The sequence below is a fragment of the Nitrospirota bacterium genome, assembly GCA_040755395.1.
In the GTDB taxonomy this organism is placed as follows: Bacteria; Nitrospirota; Nitrospiria; order Nitrospirales; family Nitrospiraceae; genus DATLZU01.
Window position 1 is genome coordinate 51,559 of the sequence record JBFMAX010000003.1, and the last position, 15,200, is coordinate 66,758.

Below are 15,200 nucleotides of genomic sequence, written 5' to 3' on the forward strand. Positions count from 1 at the left end.
CTTCCTCGTCGGGATGCTGAAGAGCGGTCGCGCTCAGGCGGAGGCTTGACTCCCCATAGGCGTGACCCCGATCGGGCGATTGGAAGAGGTGGGGGTGAAGAATCGCCCAACGACCAGCTTCCGCGCTTCTTCGGCCGACAAGAGACCGAGCGCGCCGAGCGCGAGCAGCGGCCAGATCCACAGCGGCAGCGGGGCCGTGCCGAGGATCAGGTGGCCGAACGGGGAGTAGACCAGCATGGCGAGCAGCGCCGTTTCGACCGCGACTCCCAACAGAATCAGCGGGTTGCTGAAGAAGCCCAGCCGGAAGACCGACACCCGCCTCGACCGGCAGGCGAAAACATTCGCGATCTGAGCGACGACGATCGCGGCCAAGGTGACGGTGGTGGCCTCCCGATAGAGGGAATCCGTCCAGCTTAACGGGCTGCCCCATGTCCAGCCGTGGGTGATGAGGTACACGAAAAAACCGGTCATGGCGATGGCGGCTTCGATGAGCCCCAGGAAGCCGTAGGCGCGCAGCAAGAGCGCGCGGCTGAGGAGACGTTCGCTGCGCCGGCGCGGCGGCATGTCCATGATCCCGGGATGCGGCTGCTCGGCGCCGAGCGCCAGGGCCGGCAGCATGTCGGTACCGAGGTCTACCGCCAGAATCTGCGGAATGGTCAGCGCGAGAGGGGTGTGAAAGAAGCCGAAGGCCAGATAGGGCACGATTTCCGGGACGTTGCTCGACAAGACATAGGTGACGAATTTGCGGATATTCGCATAGACGGCCCGCCCTTCTTCGATCGCGTTCACGATGGTGGCGAAATTGTCGTTCAGCAACACCATGTGCGCCGTCTCTTTCGCCACGTCGGTGCCCGCCATGCCCATCGCAATGCCGATATCCGCCTTCTTGAGCGCGGGCGCATCGTTGACCCCGTCGCCAGTGACGGCCACCACTTCTCCCATGTCTTTCAGGATCGACACGATGCGCATCTTGTGACGAGGGGCCATCCGCGCGAAGATCGGCTCCGGCTCCCCCGGGCGAGAAGGAGTCAAGAGTCGGCGGAGCGCCTCATCGCTCATCGTGTCTACCTGGACGCCTTCGATGACGGGCGCGAAGGGCGCGACTCGAGGATCGGCTTCCGGGGGAGCAAGGCCGATCTTGCGCGCGACGGCTAAGGCGGTCAGCGGATGGTCGCCGGTGATCATGATGACCCGCACGCCGGCTTTCCGGCAGCGCGCGATCGCGTCCGGCACTTCCCGGTGCGGCGGGTCCATCATGGCGACCAGGCCGAGGAACGTCAAATCGCGTTCCACCGTGTCGATGTCGAGTTTCTTCGGTCCCTGCTCGATGTCCCGCATGGCGATCGCCAGCACCCGGTAGGCCCGCTGGGCGAACGACCGGCTGTGCGAGAGGATTTTCTGTCGCTGGTCGGGCGTCATCGGTGTGATCCGGCCGTGGCTCAGCATCGTGGTGCACAGAGGGATGACGGACTCCGGCGCTCCCTTGAGATAAGCGACCAGTCGCCCCTCGGACCAATGGAGGGTCGTCATCCGCTTGCGATCCGCGTCAAACGGCAGTTCTCCCATGCGTGGCAGGGGGCGCCCGTGCAGGAGCCCATGCTCGAGGGCGAATTCGAGCAGGGCGACTTCGGTCGGGTCTCCGGTGACGGCCGTGCGTCCGTCGGATCGTCGGGTGCGCTTGGCGTTGTTGCAGAGGACCATCGCATCGAACAGCGGCTTCCATTCGTCGGCTGCGATCGGACTGACCAGGCGGCCGCGGACGAGCAGACAACCTTCCTGCGACTCGACCTCCAGGCCGTCCATGAAAAAGCGGTCCACGCGCATGCGGTTCTCGGTCAGCGTGCCGGTCTTGTCGGTGCAGATAACCGTGGTGCAGCCGAGCGTCTCGACGGACGTGAGCTGTTTGATGAGGGCGTGGCGTTTGGCCATCCGCTGGCTGCCCATCGCGAGTGCCAGCGTGACGGTCGGCAAGAGCCCTTCCGGCACATTGGCGACGATGATGCCGATCCCGAAGATCGCGCTGACCCAGAAACCCAGCCCCATCGACAATCCGATCCCGAAAAACAACGCGCCCATCGCGAGCGCCAGCAGCGCGATGACGTGGGTGATCGTGGCGATCTCTTGCTGCAGCGGGCTGAGTCCGGCTTCGACGCGTGTGGAGAGACGGGCGATCTTCCCGAATTCCGTGCGCATGCCGGTGGCATAGACGACGGCGCGGCCGCGGCCCGAGAGAATCGTGGTGCCCGCGAAGACCAGATTGGGCAGGTCGAGCAGGTGCCCGTCCGTCACCGGGTCCGCCGTGCGGCGCTTCGGTTGCGATTCGCCGCTGAGCGACGACAGGTCGATCCGCATCGCGGTCTCTTCGATGAGGCGCGCGTCGGCGGGGACCTGTTCGCCCTCTTCGAGCAGAAGGATGTCGCCGGGAACGATCTCGCGGCGTGGCGCCTCGAAGGGCTGGCCGGCGCGCGCGATCCATGCCTTGGCGGGGAGCAACCGGTGCAGCGCCTGGACCGCCCGCTCCGCTTTGTATTCCTGGAAGAAAGCAAAGGCCGCGTTGATGGCGATCACGCCCACGATCGCCCACCCCAGCGTCGCCATGCCCTCGCCGGGCTTCATCCACTCGGCCAGAAACGCGAGGCCGGCGGCGATCCACAGGAGAACGGCCAGGAAGTGGGTGAATTGCCGGGCGAACTTACGAACGAACGAAAAGCGGGGCGGTTCTTCGAGCGTGTTCGGGCCGTACTGCGCCAGACGCCGCCGCGCCTCTTCGCGGGACAAGCCGCCGGGGCCGGTTGTCAGCGCCTTCATCACCTCGTCGGCCGACAGTCGATGAATCTCCGGGGCGCGCAGGTCACGCACGGGATCTCCGAACGATCAGGACCGAGCACGGCGCATACTTGAGCAGGGCCTCGGACACGCTGCCGAGGGAAAGGCGTTCGGTCCCAGTCAAGCCTCTGGCGCCCACGACGAGGAGGTCAGGCTGCGCCTTCTCGAGTTCGTTGAGAATAGTTCCGCTCAAATGTCCGGTCCTGACGGCGGTCGCCGCCTCGTACCCTTCTCGGACAAACTGATCGCGAAACCGCGCGACGATCCGGACGGCTCTCTCGATCGCCGGTTGCGTCAGTTGTTCCAATGCCGACGGTGCCAGCACGGAAGCGGCCAGTTCGGTCACCACGGGCTGCGCGATCGACAACACCGTGACACGGGCCGATGCGGGCAAAAACCCGCTCCACAAGAAGCGGCCGGCGGCCAGGGCTTCCGGTGACTCATCCACAGCCAGCACCACGTGCTTCAGGTCGGTGAACCGGCGTTTGGCGACCAATACGGGGCAATGAGCCATTGCTGTCACCCTGCGAGAAACGCTTCCCAACAGGAATCCGCGGACGTCGCTCAGTCCGCGCGACCCGAGCACGATCAGACCCGCCTTATGTCGGTCGGCGGTCCTCACGATCGTCCGAGCGACAGGCCCATGCGCCAGGACTGTGCGAATCTTCGTGTGAGGAGCGGTGGCGGCCTGACTAAGCGCCACGGTCGCGCGATGGGACGAACGACGAAGCAATTCGGTTCCGGCGCGATCCATCGCAGCCAAAACCCGTTTCGAATTCCCTTCATTCTTACCTCCCGACGCCTTGATCGCGGGCGTATCCACCACGTGCAACAGGCTCACACGGTCCGGCAGCCGTCCGGTGAGCGCACCCAGCGCGTCCACGCTCCAGTCGGAAAATTCGGAACCATCCACTGCGCAGATCACGTGCATGGTGCCGCCTCGCGGTCGGTGGTGTACGGCCCTGGAACATAACCTGCATTCATGATGCCACAGCCGAAGATTCTGTCTTCGCAGCTCAACCAATGTTTCCGACACGTTGCAGACAGTTCCGGCTTTCGATACGACCGGCTTGTGCGGCGTTTTGCAGCAGGCGCTAGCGGGACACTGTGGTGATTGTCGCCAGAGCATGAGGTTGAGATCAAGAGGCGGGTCTCCGGTTTGCCATCACTGGAGTGTGCGCGAGGGGGGCGGATGGGGTAGCGGGCAGAACATGCCGTCAAACGTCAAGCGTCAACCGAGAAGGGGATACGGTTCATGCCCGTAACGGAAACGAAACGCGACTACTATGAAGTGCTGGGGGTGGATCGCTCGGCCACGAGGGACGAGATCAAGCGTGCTTACCGCCGCTTGGCGCTTCAGTACCATCCCGATCGGAATAAAAGCCCTGATGCGACCGCCAAGTTCAGGGAGATCGCCGAAGCGTACGCCGTTCTCTCCGACGATACCAAGCGACGCGAGTATGACGCCGCCGGTCATGCCGGGATCAGCGAGCGCTGGACGCCGGAGGATCTTATGCGGGAGTTCCAGTTCGGAGATTTCTTCGGCGGCCGCTTCGACGATCTGTCCGGCATCTTCGGGGACTTTTTCGGCCGGCGTGCCAGACCAGGTCCCGGTGCGATGCGAGGCGTGGATCTGCGTTACGACCTGGATTTGACGTTGGAAGAGGCGGCCAAAGGCGGCGAGCGGGAGATTCAGATCACCCGCTCCGAGGCGTGCGCGCTTTGTGCCGGAAGCGGCGCGAAGCCAGGAACCAAACCGAAGCCTTGCGGCGAATGTGATGGTACCGGTCACAAGCAGCAGGTGCGGACCGAGCGACGGGTGCGCATGGTGACACTCACCACCTGTCCGCGCTGCCGCGGGACAGGCCAGGTGATCGAATCGCCCTGCCAGGAGTGCGGAGGGAAAGGCATCCGGTTCGTGGCGCACACGCTGAAGGTGCGGATTCCGCCCGGCATTGACGACGGGATGCTGATCCGGCTGGCGGGACAGGGAGAAGCCAATGCGGACGGAGGGCCGCCGGGTGACCTGCTGATCCAGCCGCGCATTCAGCCGCATCCGGTCTTCCAGCGTCAAGGTGCCGATCTGTACGTGGCAAAGGCCATCAGCTTCCCGGAGGCCGCCTTGAGCACGAAGATTCCACTCACCGGATTAGGCGGGGAGTCCATCCATGTGGCGGTTCCCGCCGGCACGCAGAGCGGAACGGCGCTGCGCCTCAGCGGCAAGGGGATGCCGCGACTGGGCGGCAGAGGCAAGGGCGATCTCTTCGTCGTCGTCGAGGTAAAGACCCCGACCCAGCTCACGCCTCGCCAGCGGGAGCTGATCGAGGAGTTCGCCAAACTGGAGAAGGAGAAACAGAGGACCTAAAAGCGGTCTGTCCGGTCTATTTGGTCTGTCTCGTCTATCTCGCCGGTGACCAGACAAACCAGATAGACCAGATGGACAAACACGACCCTGACGAGGAGACTTATGAGCGACCGAGAGCGCGTCATCAAGGCGGTCCGCGCGGCGTTCGAGCGCGAGCCGCGGATCAATCTGCACAAGTATCCGATCGAGGTGGAGTTCGCCGGCGGCGTGCTGACCTTGGAGGGCGAGGCCGAACACATCGCGGCCAAAAAGCTCTGCATGGAACTGGCCGCGGCGATGTCTGGCGTGACCGGTATCGTTGATCGTCTGCGCGTCGCGCCCTCCACGCGCATGGGCGACGGGGCCATCCTCGATGCCGTCCGCGATGCCCTGCTTCAGGAGCCAACGCTCCAGAACTGTGCGATCAAGGTGAAGCGGAAGGGTCGGTTTGAAACCATGAGGGAAACGAACGTCAAGCCAGGTGGCGTGATCCAGGTCTCAGTCGACAATGGCGTCGTGCTGCTGGACGATCATGTCACGAGCCTGACGCAGAAACGAATGGCCGGGGTCCTCGCTTGGTGGGTGCCGGGCACCCGCGATGTCATCAACGGGATGGCGGTCGAACCGCCGCAAGAGGATTCCGATGAAGAGTTGGCCAAGGCCATTCGCTTGGCCCTCAAAAAAGATCCCTTCGTCAATGTGGACCGCATCAGGGTGACGGCCGAGCGAGGGACGGTGACGCTGGAGGGCAGCGTTCCGATGCCGACGCAGAAGGAGATGGCGGAGTTCGATGCCTGGTATGTGTTCGGAGTGGACAAGGTCGTGAACAAAATCGAAGTGCGTTGAAAGCCGGTGGGTTTCCTGGGGGCTCCAATAGCCATCAACGATCAGCTATCAGCCAGTAGTTTCACCCCCACCCATCCCTCCCCCATCGAGGGGGAGGGTCTCGCAAAGGGGGCGATTTTCATTCTGCCGGCTGAGCCGAAGACTCGTGAAGACTGACTGTGTGCAGACCAGATCGATCAGATAGACGAGACAGACCTGATAGACCGGATCGACGGATCAGGCTGCAGGAAAGGGGGGATGAGGCATGGTAACTGGTGCGTGGACCGCCATTGTGGGGATCAGCATCCTCTGGCTGGCAACCACGGGTTATAGCCTCGGCACGATCGGTCTCCCGGGTGCCAGGCTGATCAGGAGAAAGATCTGGTGCGCCGTTATGGAGCGAGAGGCTGAGGTTGGGTTTCGGGCGAGCGGAGGCGTGCCCTATGACGTCGCCGAGTGTTCGGTCTAGGGAGCGTTCGAAATCCACTGCGGGAAACGTTGCCTCGACACCGTCGGCCAGGCGGCATGAGCGCCGACGTTGGCTCTGTTCGACTCTGTCCGTCGTCCTGCCGGTTGATGGCGTGTTGGCATCCCCAATGGAGAGCATGTAGGCGGAGAAATGGTCTGTGGGTGAGGATCCTCGACAGGCTCTGGAAGTGGATGTGCTCTTCGTCGGAGGAGGGCCCGCCAACCTCGCAGGGGCGTTGCGTTTGACGCCGCTCGTGGCTCACCACAATCAGGGGGTTTCCAGAGGAGGTGGGGCTGGCCGGATGCTTGAGCTGCAGATCGCGTTGATCGAGAAAGGGCGCGACGTCGGCGCCCATGCCGTTTCGGGTGCGATGTTCGACCCGGTCGCGCTCGAAGAATTGCTGCCGGACTATCAGAATCGCGGGTTCCCCCTCTCTCAGCGCGTCAGCCGCCACGACTTCCGCTATCTCACAACCGAAGGCGGTGTCCGGATCCCGCACGTTCTGCTGCCCTGGGCCCGCCGGCAAGGTCGCTGTTATCTCGGATCTCTTCAAAAACTAAACCTGTGGCTGGCTGAGCAGGTGGAAGCGGCGGGAGTGTATGTCTTCAACGAGACCTGCGGCGTTGAGATCCTCTACGACAAGGCTCGCATGTGCGGAGTGCGCACGGGCGACAAAGGAGTGGAAGCCGGCGGCGGGAAGAAAGCCAACTATGAACCGGGCACCGACATTTGCGCCAAGGTCACGGTCTTCGGCGAAGGCCCTTATGGAACACTAAGCGAAGACCTGATTCATCGGTTCGAGCTGCGCGACGGCCGTCCTCCTCAATCCTATGCGTTGGGTGTCAAGGAGCTGATCCGGGTCGAGCACGCCGGGGCTCCGGGCGTGGCGATCCATACGATCGGCTATCCGCTCGGCCCACGAGTCTTCGGCGGCGGGTTCTGCTATGGCCTCGACGACCATCACGTTGCGGTGGGCATGGTCTGCGGGCTGGATTGGGACGATCCGCAAATGGATGTTCAGGCCCAGCTCCAGCGACTCAAGAAGCACCCCTACATTCAGCGGTTCATCAAAGGCGGAACGGTCGTGGCGTACGGCGCCAAGACGCTGCCCGAGGGCGGCTATTTCGCCGGTGCCCCGCCTCTTCGTGGACGGGGCGATGCTTGTCGGCGACTCGGCCGGATTGCTGAACGTGCCGTATCTGAAGGGCATCCACTATGCGATGAAGAGCGGGATGCTGGCGGCCGAGACGATTTGTGAGGCGTTGGTGGACGGAGATACGTCCGCTGCCCGACTCTCGGCGTACGAAGCGCGACTGGCCGATTCCTATGTCATGCGCGAGCTGTATCGAGTTCGGCATTTCCGGCGAGCGTTCTGCTATGGGCGCCTTTCTGGCTTCGTGCTCGGCGGCCTGACGGCGTGGACCGGATGGGGGCCGGGGAAGCCGCGCCCGGCTCGCCATGATTTTCAAGCGCTCAGTCCCCTGAGCGAAGCACGGAGCGGACGGTGGGGACGTGAGCCGAGCCGATACGATGCCGGTGTGGTGGTCGACAAACTGACCAATGTGTATCGTTCCGGGACGCAACACCGGGAGGACCAGCCTTCCCAAGGAGGAAACAAAGGGGTCGAGGAAACAAAGGGGTCGGGAGTCATTATTTGGTGCCGAAGTCCAGAGCTGGGACATGCGCATCGCAAATAGCCGGGGTCACGTACGCGCTCCACAAGTGAGGGCTAGCTAGTGTGAGGGATCGAGTCGAACTGCGGTGGTCGAAGTTCTCGAAGCTGACGGACGCACGGGCAGCCTTCCCACATCAGGCTTGTGTGTACGTACAGGCCGACAGGCGTGGGCGCCCGCTGCGGGTCGGAAAGGCCTCCAAAGGACTCGATGGGCGATATCACGGCGGGAACGGGTATGCCATAGACGCAGCCATGCATGAGTCCGGCACTCTCATTTTCGTTTCTCCTGTGGAGACGGACCTCTGCAAGGCTGTCGAGGATGAGCTCATCTGGCAAGGGCGTCGCATTCTGACTTACAACAATCAGGGCAAGTTCGTGCCACCACTTCAACGGATCGTGATCGCGCATTCCGGCGAGACTCCGGTTCTAAGCGACTTTGATGCCGGAACATAGCGGTATGGCCTGGTGGGAAACTATGGGCACGGGAGTCATTGCTTGGGCGCTGAGTCGCAGCGGAGGGGCGTGCGAAAAGAAAGGCAATGTACCGGGAGTTTTTTCTCCTCACGGAGAGACTGGCTCCTGACACACGGGCAAGAGAAGGCGAACTGGCCGACCATGGCGAATCGGAGCCTCTCGATCCGCAGGAACGTGTGAAGTCAAGCAATGACTCCTTGTCCGACAAGAAAAGCCTCCGATCCCTTTGTCGCGCGCTTGCTTGACAGGGTCTCGTCGTGGTCATACAATTCAGGCAGTACCGTCATACTCAAACGACCGGAAGAGGACACAAGCCATGAAAACGCTCTCCATCAAGCTCGATGAGGCACTTTGCGCGCGGATCCTCGCCGTGGCGAAGCAGCGCGGGGCCACGCAGTCCGACGTGGTGCGTGACGCGATTCTCACCCACCTTGAGCCGATGCGGGGAAAGCTTGCCGGGTCCGCGCTAGACCTCGCCAAGGATCTTGCCGGGTGCGTGGCTGGCCCTCCCGATCTCTCGACCAACAAGACGCACCTGCGCGGGTTCGGGCGATAAGCGGATGCGCGAGATTGTGCTGCTGGACACAGGACCACTTGTCGCATTTCTGAACCGGACCGATCGGTATCACGAGTGGGCCATGGCCCAGTGGGAGCGGTTGCGCCCCCCACTCCTTACCTGCGAGGCCGTGCTTGCGGAGGCCTGCTTTCTTCTCCGGACTCATCCCGGCGGCGGCCAGGCTATCCTTCAACTCCTGGACCGAGGCGTGTTGCAGGTCGCGTTTCACCTGGAAGACGAGGCAGAATCGGTCGCTGCACTCCTGGGGCGGTACGGCAATGTACCCATGTCGCTGGCCGACGCCTGCCTTGTGCGGATGGCGGAGCGCCACCGCAAGAGTCGGGTGCTGACCGTGGACGGAGACTTTCGCATCTACCGCAGGCATGGCCGCCAGGTCATTCCGACTACGATGCCGCAGGGTCGATAGCTGGAGAACCGGCTTGCTGTATGAGTCTCGGTTCAGGACCGACAATGGTGAGAGTTTAGCTGATCGCTGACCGTTCTTCATACAAACGCTCGTATCCCCAACAGATGCGAGCCGATGATCAATTTCTGGATCTGCGACATGCCTTCGTTGATCGTGGCGACCTTGGCGTCGCGGTAATAACGCGCCACCGGCGTCTCTTCGGAATAGCCATAACCACCGAACATCTGGAGCGCATCCGTTGCCGCTTGTACCGCCGCCTCAGACGCGAAGTACTTTGCGATGGACGTCTCGACGGTGTCGGGGAGCCCGCGGTTTTTGAGATGGCCGGCACGATATACCAGGAGGCGGGCGGCATCGAGGTCCACCTTCATGCGGGCGATCATGTCTTGAACCAATTGGAAACTGCCGATCGGCTTGCCGAACTGCCTGCGCTTTTTGGCATAGTCCGTACAGGCATCAAGGCATCCTTGGATGATGCCCACGCAACCGGCCGCGACGCTGTAACGACCATTGTCCAATGCGGTCATGGCAACCTTGAAGCCTTGGCCGACCTCTCCCAATACGGCGGTCTCCGGGATGGCGCAGTTGTCAAAGATCAGCTCGCCAGTATCCGATGTCCGCAGCCCCAGCTTGTCCGTGATGACCCGGGTTGAGAAGCCCGGTGTTCCCTTTTCGACCAGAAAGGCGGCAATCCCGTGATACCCTTTGGTTGGGTCGGTCTGGGCGAAGATCAAGGCGAGATCCGCGACCGTGGCGTTCGAGATCCAGGTTTTCGTTCCGTTGAGCACCCAGCGATCACCCCGTTTGACTGCCATGGTCTCCATACCCGCGGGGTCACTGCCCGCATTGGGCTCGGTCAGCCCAAAGCAGCCAAGCAGCCGGCCGGTGCAGAGATCGGGCACATAGCGCCTTTTCTGCTCCTCCGTCCCCCAGCGCAGGAGACTCAGCGCCACCAGGGAGACCTGCACCGATAATGTCGTGCGCAGCGAGGAGTCCGCCCGGCCTATTTCTTCCGTGATCAGGGCGTGGCCGATGTAATCCAGCCCTGAGCCCACCGTATTCCTTGGGAATCGGCCCGCCGAGGAGGCCTATCGCCGCCATGCGGCCGACCAGTTCGCGGGGAAAGCGTCCGGCGCGGTCGTTCTCCGCGGCCGCCGGCGCGATTTCCTGATCGGCGAACCGGCGCACGATTTCACGGATAAGCTGCTGTTCCACAGTCAGGTCGAAGTTCATGGGTCTCCTGTTCTTGGTGATGCCTCAACATCACGGGCCATGCGTTTCTGGTCCGTGCCGCGCACGGGACAACGGCGGACCCGACAGCGCCTCCGCCGGGCATGCCGACACCGGCCGCGTCCAATCGGCTCATGATCGCCGCACGGGGGACGCGGGCTTCCGTTCAAGGACACGCGCGATTTCATCGACCGCAAAGCGCGGAACCGAGCGAACCCGCCTGTCTCGCGCCACCATGCGGACCCCTTCCCGGACAGGGACGACCGTGCCGATCCGCGCGGCTCTGATCCCGGCGCGCGCCAAACGCCGAATGATGGCGGGCGCGCGTGTCGGGTCCGCGCATATGAGCAGCGCGCCAGAGGCGATGGCACCTAGCGGATGGAGGCCGAAGTCTTCGCACAGCCGCCGGCCCTCCGGCAGGATCGGAATCGCCCGTTCATCGATGCGCACGCCGACGTGCGCAGCCTCGGCTAGCTCGTAGATCGCGGCGCTCAGGCCTCCCTCGGTCGGATCATGCATCGCGTGCACGCCGCCGGCAGCGAGCGCGAGTCGGGCGTCCCGCACAACGCTGACGCCGGGATTCCTGAAATAGCGACGGCAGCGGGCGACAAAGCGAGCCGGATACCGGCGTCGCAGTTCGTCGTGTCGTTCGCGCGCGAGAATTGACACCGCTTCGATGGGGATCCCTTTCGTCAGCAGCACCGCATCTCTGACGCGGGCGCCCGCCGAGGTGACCAGCCGATTCTTCGGACACTCCCCGAGGAGGCAACCGACCGCCACCGGCCGGGTTACGGCGTCCGTGATCTCCGTATGCCCTCCGCACAACGAGACGTGAATCTCCCGACAGGCCCGGCTGATCTCCGAAAATAATCGCGACACGGCCCGAGGCGTCGTGCCTCGCGACGGCAGCAGCAACGCCGCCAGAAACCACCGCGGTACGGCACCCATCGCCGCCACATCATTCGCATTGATGGCCAGCGCGTAGGAACCGATCTCCCCCGTGACGAACGTGATCGGGTCGGTGGTCGCAATGACGTACCGGTCTCCGAAATCGATGGCGGCGGCATCGAGGCCGAGTCCGGGGCCGACGACGAGGCGGGAATCGGGGCTGCCGACATAGCGGGCCAGGAGCGTCCGCAGCAGGGCCGACGGGAGCTTTCCCATCGGAAGCCCGTGGCCGATCCGCGCTCTGCTTGGGAGGCGCACGTCACGGTTCCGCATGGTCGGCGAATCAGGCCTGACCCCGCTGGCTCATCGAGACAACGGTCCGCCGCCCTCTTTGACGATCTTCCGCTTTTGGGACACCGCTTCCGCCTGCACCACGTTCTTGCAGTGGTCGCAGATCCAGTGCCCATACAGCAGAGCCGGACCTGCCAGTCCGCAAAGGAGACAGTGGCTGACTTTTTCCACCGGCGGGTTCTCCTCTGCGGCCTGTTTGGGCATGTCTTCTGGCTTCGCCATGATGTCCTCCCCTTTATAAAAAGCCAGTAGCCAATAGCTTCACCCCCACCCCGCCCCTTCCCCATCACCCGTTGCACCGGAAGGCAACGGGTACCCGGGGGGAGGGACTCGGGGAGGGGAGATGATGTTCATCCTTCAAAGGTGATCCAAAGGACTATGATGACTGGTTCGGAAGGTGACGACGTGCCGACTGTCTCGGCACGAGTTTCACGAGTTACGCCTTCACCGTTCGGGCCTCGACGGGTTCTTGCGGCAGATCCTCAAGACGACGGTCGATCGGGACATATGCTCGGCCGTGTCGGCCTTCGTAGATCTGGTCCGGCCGGAAGAGCTTGTTATCCTTGATCTGTTCCAGCCAGTGAGCGAGCCAGCCGCTCACTCGTGCCATGGCGAACACACATGGGAAGAAATCCTTATCGAGGCCCATGGCTTTGTACAGCACACCTGAGTAGAAGTCGACGTTGGCGTGGACGCCTTTGTCTCGCAACAGTTCTTCTCCGATGCGTTCCACCTCTTCGGCCAATTCGTAAAGGGAGGAGTGCCCATGACGTTCTAATTGCGCGAAGAGCGTTTTCGCCAGCTTTTGCAGAATCGTCGCCCGCGGGTCCTTCACCTTGTAAATCCGATGACCGAACCCCATGAGCTTCTCTTTGGCCGCAAGCTTCTGTTCCAGGTACGATCGGACATTATCCAGAGTGCCGATCGCCTCCAGCATCTCCGCCACCTCCTGAGCCGCTCCCCCATGCAATGGTCCCTTGAGCGTCCCGATCGCCGAGGAGACGACCGTGTAGGGATCAGCGAGCGTGGAGGCGGTGACCAGGCCGCTGAATGTGGACGCGTTCATGGTGTGCTCGGCATGGAGAATGAGGCAGGTATCCAAGGCCTTCCCGATCAGCGGGCTCGGCGGCTTTTCCGTCAGCATGTACAGAAAATTGCCGGCGTGATCCAAATCATCTCGGGGCTGGACTTGTTCATCGCCCCTTCTGAGCCGGTAGTACGCGGCGATGATGGTCGGAACCTTGGCGATCAGTCTGACAGCCGACCAGTATTGGACTTCAGGATCCGACACGTCCCTGGCCGGATAGAACATGCCGAGCGCGGCCACGGCGGCCTGAAGGGCGTCCATCGGATGGCCGTGCTCCGGCAGACATTTGATCAGATCCGTGATGCGATACTTGATCCGGCGATGATGGGCAATGTCGGTTGTGAACCGGTCCAATTCCGTCTTCGTCGGCAACCGATCGTAGAGCAGCAGGTAGCTGGTCTCCAGGAACGAACTCTGTTCGGCCAGCTCTTCAATCGGGATTCCGCGGTATTCCAGCACGCCGGCCTGACCGTCCACGAAACTGATCGAGGACTTGGCGGCAGGCACGCCGGCCAGCCCGGGAGAAAACTCATGGCCGGTGAGGCTGCTCATCGCAAGATCGCCTCCTCTTCTTGTTCTTGCGCACCGCTCCTTCGCGTCAGTCTGGTCTATTCGGTCTATCTGGTTTATTGGGTTCATCTGGTTGGCCGGCCCGACCAGATAGACTAATCCGACCTAACTCGCGATCTTCGTCGGCGCTTGATGGAACTCCGCGACCGTGGGTTGAACCAAGTCGGCGAAGTCCTGGTACCGGAGCTTGACCGCTCCGAAGTGAGTACCGGCCTGAAAGACGATTTTTTCATCCTCGGTGAGCGACCGGTCGACGTACACCTTGATGTCGTACAGGTTGCCGAACGGCGGCATCGTCCCGATTTCACAGTCGGGGAACAGCCCTTTGAATTCATCCTCGGTGGCCAAGCGCACGTCACTGGCTCCCAGCGCTGCTTTGAGGCGATCGAAATCAATTCTCCAGTGAGACGGAAGCACCGTCATCACGAACCGCTCGTCCGCTTTGACGATCACGACCTTGGCGAGCATCTTTCCCGACACGTGCAACGCGTGCGCGATCTCCGGCGCAGTATAGGCTTCCTGATGGCCCAACACGTCGTAGCGAACCTGGTTCTTGTCCAGAAACTCTTTCAATCTGGGTAGGATAGTCATGACGACCTCCCTTCTGCATTGCTTGGAGGAACCTATGGCGAATAGCTAACCCTGATCCGAAATTCTTTCCGACCTTGAGCCTTCTATTCTCCTCGCCCCTATTGGGGGAGAGGCTGCGGTGAGGGGGTTCTTCTCGGACACCACCCTCACCTGGCTCCTCTCCCTCCCGCGGGAGGCAGAGGAGCCTTTCGGGAAGCGGAGAAAGGCATTTTTGCCGAGACAAATATTTTCGGATCAGGGCTAATAGCCAATGATTCAAGGCGCAGGCCCTCTTCGTCTGGTTATGGGCTACTCGCTATTTGCTATTGGCTCTCAGCATGTGTGTTACGGCCAGTAATGGGCCAACGCCTTGACGTATCCGAAGACGATATCCCGCCGCGCCACGATCCCTACCAGCTTATTGCCGTTCACGACCGGCACCCGGATCAAGAACCGGTCTTGCAGCAGTTGGATCAGTTCCTTGACCGGCATGTCTTCCGCGACGCTCACCACCTTGCGGGTCATGATGTCAGCCGCCGTGACCTGCCGCAGATCCCGGTCCTCATCCATGACCCGCAGGAGGTCAAACTCGCTCACCAGGCCCACCAGGGTCCGGTCTTGCTCGACGACGGGGACGCTCCCGAAATTCCGCTCGCTCAGAATCTCGGCGATGGCCAGTCCTGTGGTTTGGGGACTCACGGTCACGACCGCATCTTCCATGAGCTGCCGGACGGTCAACGTCTTAGGATCGCAGGCCCTTGCCATAAATTCCACCCCTCTCATAACGCCTCCCTTCCCCGGCCTTCTCTGCGACGTTACGTCTGATCCTCAGACCTCCACACCTCTTCTTGAGGCAAAGGGGATACCTGCTTCGAACCTACGTTGAAGAGAGAAGAAACAGCCTGACT

15 protein-coding genes and 1 pseudogene are annotated in these 15,200 nt (G+C 62.3%); 7 read left to right on the forward strand and 9 right to left on the reverse strand.

The annotated features are described in order from the left end of the window. Nucleotides 1-33: 33 nt before the first annotated feature. Together AB1555_06455 and AB1555_06460 are read right to left on the reverse strand one after the other, a co-directional pair. Nucleotides 34-2,859: a cation-transporting P-type ATPase gene (locus AB1555_06455; GenBank protein ID MEW6246336.1), complete on the reverse strand. Its 2,826-nt coding sequence runs from the start codon at nucleotides 2,857-2,859 to the stop codon at nucleotides 34-36. Beyond that, entirely contained in the window at nucleotides 2,852-3,757 is a 906-nt protein-coding gene (locus AB1555_06460) for a universal stress protein (protein MEW6246337.1), read from the reverse strand. The genes AB1555_06455 and AB1555_06460 overlap by 8 nt, the downstream gene beginning before the upstream one ends. A gap of 324 nt (nucleotides 3,758-4,081) precedes the next feature. Here AB1555_06460 and dnaJ point away from each other — a divergent pair, with 324 nt between their 5' ends. The 7 genes from dnaJ (at nucleotide 4,082) to AB1555_06495 (ending at nucleotide 9,596) form a co-directional block, all read left to right on the forward strand. Beyond that, a complete protein-coding gene (dnaJ, locus tag AB1555_06465; GenBank protein ID MEW6246338.1) occupies nucleotides 4,082-5,191 on the forward strand; it encodes a molecular chaperone DnaJ in 1,110 nt (369 codons plus the stop codon). A gap of 102 nt (nucleotides 5,192-5,293) precedes the next feature. Next, nucleotides 5,294-6,016: a BON domain-containing protein gene (locus AB1555_06470; GenBank protein ID MEW6246339.1), complete on the forward strand. Its 723-nt coding sequence runs from the start codon at nucleotides 5,294-5,296 to the stop codon at nucleotides 6,014-6,016. 244 nt (nucleotides 6,017-6,260) lie between these two features. Further along, nucleotides 6,261-6,464, forward strand: a complete 204-nt coding sequence (locus tag AB1555_06475; protein ID MEW6246340.1) for a hypothetical protein — start codon at nucleotides 6,261-6,263, stop codon at nucleotides 6,462-6,464. A gap of 157 nt (nucleotides 6,465-6,621) precedes the next feature. After that, on the forward strand, nucleotides 6,622-7,722 hold the full coding sequence (locus AB1555_06480) for an NAD(P)/FAD-dependent oxidoreductase (protein ID MEW6246341.1): 1,101 nt from the start codon (nucleotides 6,622-6,624) through the stop codon (nucleotides 7,720-7,722). Further along, entirely contained in the window at nucleotides 7,655-8,161 is a 507-nt protein-coding gene (locus AB1555_06485) for a hypothetical protein (GenBank protein MEW6246342.1), read from the forward strand. The genes AB1555_06480 and AB1555_06485 overlap by 68 nt, the downstream gene beginning before the upstream one ends. 768 nt (nucleotides 8,162-8,929) lie before the next feature. Then, nucleotides 8,930-9,169: a CopG family transcriptional regulator gene (locus tag AB1555_06490; GenBank protein ID MEW6246343.1), complete on the forward strand. Its 240-nt coding sequence runs from the start codon at nucleotides 8,930-8,932 to the stop codon at nucleotides 9,167-9,169. Between the two features lie 4 nt (nucleotides 9,170-9,173). Beyond that, entirely contained in the window at nucleotides 9,174-9,596 is a 423-nt protein-coding gene (locus AB1555_06495) for a PIN domain-containing protein (GenBank protein MEW6246344.1), read from the forward strand. A gap of 77 nt (nucleotides 9,597-9,673) precedes the next feature. On the opposite strand, the gene AB1555_06500 is transcribed toward AB1555_06495, so the two are convergent. The 7 genes and pseudogenes from AB1555_06500 to AB1555_06530 form a co-directional block, all read right to left on the reverse strand. Further along, nucleotides 9,674-10,651, reverse strand: coding sequence for an acyl-CoA dehydrogenase family protein (locus tag AB1555_06500; GenBank protein MEW6246345.1), 978 nt, complete (start codon nucleotides 10,649-10,651; stop codon nucleotides 9,674-9,676). Nucleotides 10,652-10,694: 43 nt separating this feature from the next. Then, nucleotides 10,695-10,829, reverse strand: a pseudogene (locus AB1555_06505) (acyl-CoA dehydrogenase family protein). A 129-nt stretch (nucleotides 10,830-10,958) separates the two neighbouring features. Continuing rightward, the gene (locus AB1555_06510) at nucleotides 10,959-12,032 is read right to left on the reverse strand and encodes an AIR synthase family protein (protein MEW6246346.1); all 1,074 of its coding nucleotides are present in this window, start codon (nucleotides 12,030-12,032) and stop codon (nucleotides 10,959-10,961) included. 45 nt (nucleotides 12,033-12,077) lie between these two features. After that, on the reverse strand, nucleotides 12,078-12,287 hold the full coding sequence (locus AB1555_06515; protein ID MEW6246347.1) for a hypothetical protein: 210 nt from the start codon (nucleotides 12,285-12,287) through the stop codon (nucleotides 12,078-12,080). Nucleotides 12,288-12,501: 214 nt separating this feature from the next. After that, nucleotides 12,502-13,704: a citrate synthase gene (locus AB1555_06520; GenBank protein MEW6246348.1), complete on the reverse strand. Its 1,203-nt coding sequence runs from the start codon at nucleotides 13,702-13,704 to the stop codon at nucleotides 12,502-12,504. A gap of 123 nt (nucleotides 13,705-13,827) precedes the next feature. Continuing rightward, the gene (locus AB1555_06525) at nucleotides 13,828-14,313 is read right to left on the reverse strand and encodes a YbaK/EbsC family protein (protein ID MEW6246349.1); all 486 of its coding nucleotides are present in this window, start codon (nucleotides 14,311-14,313) and stop codon (nucleotides 13,828-13,830) included. Nucleotides 14,314-14,637: 324 nt separating this feature from the next. After that, nucleotides 14,638-15,075 carry a CBS domain-containing protein gene (locus AB1555_06530; GenBank protein MEW6246350.1) on the reverse strand — a complete coding sequence of 146 codons (438 nt, stop codon included), beginning with the start codon at nucleotides 15,073-15,075 and terminating at the stop codon, nucleotides 14,638-14,640. Nucleotides 15,076-15,200 lie beyond the last annotated feature (125 nt).

Coding starts and splice junctions, on each gene's coding strand:
- AB1555_06495 (MEW6246344.1), top strand. CDS start 9,174: ATGCGCGAGATTGTGCTGCTGGACACAGGACCACTTGTCGCATTTCTG.
- AB1555_06515 (MEW6246347.1), bottom strand. CDS start 12,287: ATGGCGAAGCCAGAAGACATGCCCAAACAGGCCGCAGAGGAGAACCCG.
- AB1555_06490 (MEW6246343.1), top strand. CDS start 8,930: ATGAAAACGCTCTCCATCAAGCTCGATGAGGCACTTTGCGCGCGGATC.
- AB1555_06525 (MEW6246349.1), bottom strand. CDS start 14,313: ATGACTATCCTACCCAGATTGAAAGAGTTTCTGGACAAGAACCAGGTT.
- AB1555_06460 (MEW6246337.1), bottom strand. CDS start 3,757: ATGCACGTGATCTGCGCAGTGGATGGTTCCGAATTTTCCGACTGGAGC.
- AB1555_06475 (MEW6246340.1), top strand. CDS start 6,261: ATGGTAACTGGTGCGTGGACCGCCATTGTGGGGATCAGCATCCTCTGG.
- AB1555_06530 (MEW6246350.1), bottom strand. CDS start 15,075: ATGAGAGGGGTGGAATTTATGGCAAGGGCCTGCGATCCTAAGACGTTG.
- AB1555_06520 (MEW6246348.1), bottom strand. CDS start 13,704: ATGAGCAGCCTCACCGGCCATGAGTTTTCTCCCGGGCTGGCCGGCGTG.
- dnaJ (MEW6246338.1), top strand. CDS start 4,082: ATGCCCGTAACGGAAACGAAACGCGACTACTATGAAGTGCTGGGGGTG.
- AB1555_06470 (MEW6246339.1), top strand. CDS start 5,294: ATGAGCGACCGAGAGCGCGTCATCAAGGCGGTCCGCGCGGCGTTCGAG.